The following is a 4,298-nucleotide window of genomic DNA, read 5'->3' on the forward strand; positions in this document are numbered from 1 at the left end:
CATGGCGCGGGCTTTCCGGCTGGCGCGCGGCAATCGCCCGCGCGCGGCAAGGGAGAAGGACTATGCCCCGGGCTCGGGGCAATCGCGCCGGAACCCGGGGCTAAATGCCCGCGAGAAGCTGTCCCCCTTGATGGCGGAAATATAAAAGGCTGCATCGAATCTGCATCGGTTCGAGGATGTCGGAGCGCGCGCACGAAGTCAAACGGGTGTCTGCCGATGCCCTAAAGAAGTCCCATTGCGCGAAAGCTCCGATGATCGCCGCCGCCGATGATGATATGATCGTGAAGCGCGATCCCGAGTTTTGCGGCCGCCTCGGCGATATCCTTGGTGATCGCGATATCCTGCCGGCTCGGCTCGGGGCTGCCGCTGGGATGATTGTGCACGAGGATGATCGCCGAGGCGCCGAGTTCGAGCGCGCGCCTGATCACCTCGCGGACATAGATCGCCGACTGGTCGATCGACCCTTCGCTCGCCAGCTCGTCACGGATCAGCATGTTGCGCGAATTGAGATAGAGCACGCGAACGCGCTCGACATCGATCGGCCCCATATCGGCGCGCAGCCAGTCGAGCAGCGCGTCCCAGCTCGAGAGCAGGGGCTTGTCGCGAAATTCCCCTTTCAACAAACGCAGGCTTGAAGCCTGCACGATCTTGAGCGCGGCGATGCCGGTATCGCCGAGCCCGTCGACCCGGCGGAGCGATTCGGGATCGGCGCTGACCAGCTGCGCCAGCGAGCCGAATTCGCGGAGCAGCGCCTTGGCCAGCGGCTTGGTATCGCGGCGCGGAACGGCGAGAGCGAGCAGATATTCGACCAGCTCATAATCGGCGAGGCCGTCGGCGTCGTCGAGCAGTCGCGACCGCAGTCGCGCGCGGTGCCCCAGATGATCCGGCGTATCCCCCATCGGGCGGCAATAACCGCCTTGTGACGTGCACTCAACGGTCATAGGAAAGGATGATGGCGAACCGGACCAGTTTCCTGCATCGAAAGGGGATTTCCAGCGTTGCTTCCCTGAACGGGGTTCGGGCCGGAGGACGATTTTTCACATCATGACGTCATCCGCCGCTTTCCATTCTCCTTCATATCCGTGGCAATGCCATGGTTGACACCGAAGAAGCGCCAAAACCCCGGTGGCGGTATCGGACGCTGCTGTTCAAGAAGCGCTGGCTGACCGCTGGCGCGGTTTTCATCGTCGTTGCCGGCGTCTGGCTTGCGCGTGAACCGATCGCGGACGAGTTCATTCGTGACCAGCTGGGCAGTCGCGGCGTACCGGCGCAATACCGGATCGACCGGATCGGTTTTCGCAGCGAGCAGCTCTCGAACATCGTTATCGGCGATCCCAAGCGCCCCGACCTGATCGCAAAGAAGGTCGAAGTCCTGCTCGGATACGGCTGGTCGGGGCCCTATGTTTCGGGAATTCGCGCCGACGGCGTCCGGCTCTATGGCCGCTTCGTCGACGGGCGGCTGTCCTTCGGCGCGCTCGACAAGTTTCGCGATCCGACCAGCACCGATCCCTTCGCCTTGCCCGACCTGTCGGTCGTGCTGCGCGATGCGCGCGCACGCGTCGAAACACCATGGGGGAATGTCGGCGCGGCACTGAATGGCGGCGGCAACCTGCGCCGCGATTTTACCGGCAAGCTCGCCCTCGTTGCGCCCGATGTGGCGGCGGCGGGATGCAGCGGCAGCGAGATCAGTTTTTACGGCACGCTCCTTGTCCGCAACGTCCGTCCGCAGCTTGTCGGCCCCCTGCGTGGTCGCAGCCTGCGCTGCGCCGATGGCTCGGTGAGTGCGGCGTCGCCACAGATTGCGCTCGATCTGTCGCTGTCGGAAGATTTGCAAAGCTGGAAGGGCAAAGCCGACGCGAGCATCGCGCAACTGGTAGCCGGCCCCGTAAGCGCCGACCGGCTGGGCGTATTGGCGCGCTTCGACGGGACGGCCGTGCAGACGAAGCTCGATGTCGACGCCGATATGGCGCGGCTCCGCGGTGCCGATTTCGCGGCGGAGACCGTCAGCCTCGATGCCAAGGGCAGCGTCGGCAGCGCGGCGCCGAAGTTTGACGGGCGGATCAGCTTCGCCCGTGCAAGCGGCAGCGCAGATTTGCGCAGCTCGCTGACCGGAAGCGCACGCGGGCTCGCGGGCACCCCCGTCGGGCCGCTGGCCGCGAAGGCGGTGGCGGCGTTCGGCCGCGTGCTTGCCGACGCGAGCGGCAGCGCCGGCTTCGCGATCGCGGGCGAGGGGCCGACGGCGCGCGTCGACCTGATCGCGCCGGAATTGACGAGCGCTAGCGGCGCGCGTTTTACCGGCAGCGCCGACAGCCGCATCGGCTACCTCTATGGCGCGGACGAGCCCGCGGTGATCGCGACGGGGCGTTGGAGCATCGCCGGTGGCGATCTGCCGTCGGGAACGTTGAGCATCGATCGCAGTACCGAGGGCCGGGTGACCGGCCTCGCCAGCCTCGATCCCTATGTCGCGAACGGAGCGCGGCTCGCGCTGACGCCGGTGCGTTTTTCGGGCGGGGCGGGTGGTCTCCTGCGCTTCGCTACAGCCGCGACGCTCTCGGGTCCGCTCGCGGGCGGGCGCGTCGAACGGCTGACGGTGCCGGTGAACGGCTTTCTGGCTCCGACAGGCGCGCTTGCGCTCGACGGCGGATGCAGCCGCGTCGCGGCCGACCAGATCGAGATCAGCGGGTTTCGGCTCGGCCAGAGCGCAATCGACCTGTGCAGCCGGCCCGGCGCGCCCCTGTTGAGCGCCGGTCCCGACGGGCTGCGCGGCGATATCCGCATCCCCCGGATTGCCCTGCGCGGATCGAGCGGCAGTTCGCCATTCAGCCTGAACAGCAGCCCCGCGAACATCGACCTGTCGACGATGCGCTGGTCGCTCGCACGCGCCGATATCCGGATGGGCGAAGGCGAAAGCGTCACGCATTTCAATGCCGAAAGCCTGAGCGGGCGCGCGACGCCGCAGGGTATGACGGGCGAACTTGGGGGCGCCAGCGGCAAGATTGGTGCAGTTCCGCTCAACATGAGCGAGATTGCAGGCAAATGGCGCTTTGCAAATGGCGCGCTGACGCTCGACGGCGGGCTGTTGGTCACCGACGCGACACCCGATCCGCGCTTCTTCCCGCTCTTCAGCAGCGATGCGAATCTGCGCTTTGCCAATAGCGTGATCGAGGCAAAGGCGGGCTTCAGCGAGCGGAAGACAGGAACGAAGATTCTCGACGCGGTGATCCGTCACCGGCTTTCCGACAGCAGCGGTTCGGCAGACCTTGCCGTCAGGGAGCTCCGGTTTGGTGATACGTTCCAGCCGGACCAGCTCACCAGCCTGGCGCTCGGCGTCGTCGCCAACGTTCGCGGATCGGTCGTCGGCGACGGGCGGATCGAATGGACCGCCGACGGCGTCACCAGCCGCGGGACTTTCGCCACCGCCGATACCAGCCTCGCTGCGGCGTTCGGTCCGGTAAGCGGCCTGACGACGACAATCAGCTTCGACGATCTGATCGGCCTCAAAACGGCGCCGGGCCAGATTGCAAGGATCAAGGAGATCAATCCCGGCATTCCGGTGCTTGACGGCGAGATCGAATATCGGCTGCTCGGCGACAATCGGGTGCGGATCGAGGGGGGGAGCTGGCCCTTCGGCGGCGGCAAGCTTCTGCTCCACCCGACCACACTCGATTTCAGTGCCGCCAATGCGCGGCGGCTGTCGTTCGACATCGTCGGGGTCGACGCGGCGGTGTTCCTGCAAAGCTTCGGCTTCGACAACATCAACGCGACGGGCGTGTTCGACGGGACGCTGCCGGTCGAGTTCGACGGGCTCGGCGGACGCATCGTCAACGGGCGTATCGATTCGCGCGGCGGCGGCGGCACGCTCGCCTATGTCGGCGAATTGTCGAACCGCAATCTCGGTACAATCGCCAATTTTGCCTTTGGCGCGCTGCGCAGCCTCAAATATGACGATCTGACGATCATCCTGAACGGGGACCTTGACGGCGAAATGGTGACCGATATCCGCTTTGGCGGCGTGGGGCAGGGCGAAGGCGCGACGCGCAACTTCTTGACCAACCAGGTCGCGAAACTGCCGCTGGTCTTCAATGTGAAGATCAAGGCGCCGTTCAGGCAGCTGCTGACATCGGCGAAAGGGTTCTACGATCCGTCGCTGCTGATCGAACAGAATCTGCCCGCGTTGATGCGCGCACAGGAAGAAGCCGAAGCCGCCGCAAAAGGCGTGCCACCACCCGTTCAGCCTCCAGAAAGCGAGCCCATGCAATGAAGAAAACCAAGACTGGAGCAAGGAGGCTGGCCATAAG

2 protein-coding genes are annotated in these 4,298 nt (G+C 65.5%); one reads left to right on the forward strand and one right to left on the reverse strand.

Features of this window, described 5'->3' with window-relative positions; genetic code table 11:
- Window positions 1-221: 221 nt before the first annotated feature.
- Window positions 222-899 (reverse strand): RadC family protein, encoded by a 678-nt coding sequence (radC, locus tag VGD20_RS03395; protein WP_331133101.1) that lies wholly within the window; start codon window positions 897-899, stop codon window positions 222-224.
- A 194-nt stretch (window positions 900-1,093) separates the two neighbouring features.
- Here radC and VGD20_RS03400 point away from each other — a divergent pair, with 194 nt between their 5' ends.
- Entirely contained in the window at window positions 1,094-4,261 is a 3,168-nt protein-coding gene (locus VGD20_RS03400; RefSeq protein ID WP_331133102.1) for an intermembrane phospholipid transport protein YdbH family protein, read from the forward strand.
- Window positions 4,262-4,298: the final 37 nt, after the last annotated feature.

The organism is Sphingopyxis sp. (assembly GCF_036402335.1).
Taxonomy (GTDB): Bacteria; Pseudomonadota; Alphaproteobacteria; order Sphingomonadales; family Sphingomonadaceae; genus Sphingopyxis.

Bases quoted from the DNA above. Each gene is read 5' to 3' on its own strand.
- radC (WP_331133101.1), bottom strand. From the start codon at position 899: ATGGGGGATACGCCGGATCATCTGGGGCACCGCGCGCGACTGCGGTCG.
- VGD20_RS03400 (WP_331133102.1), top strand. From the start codon at position 1,094: ATGGTTGACACCGAAGAAGCGCCAAAACCCCGGTGGCGGTATCGGACG.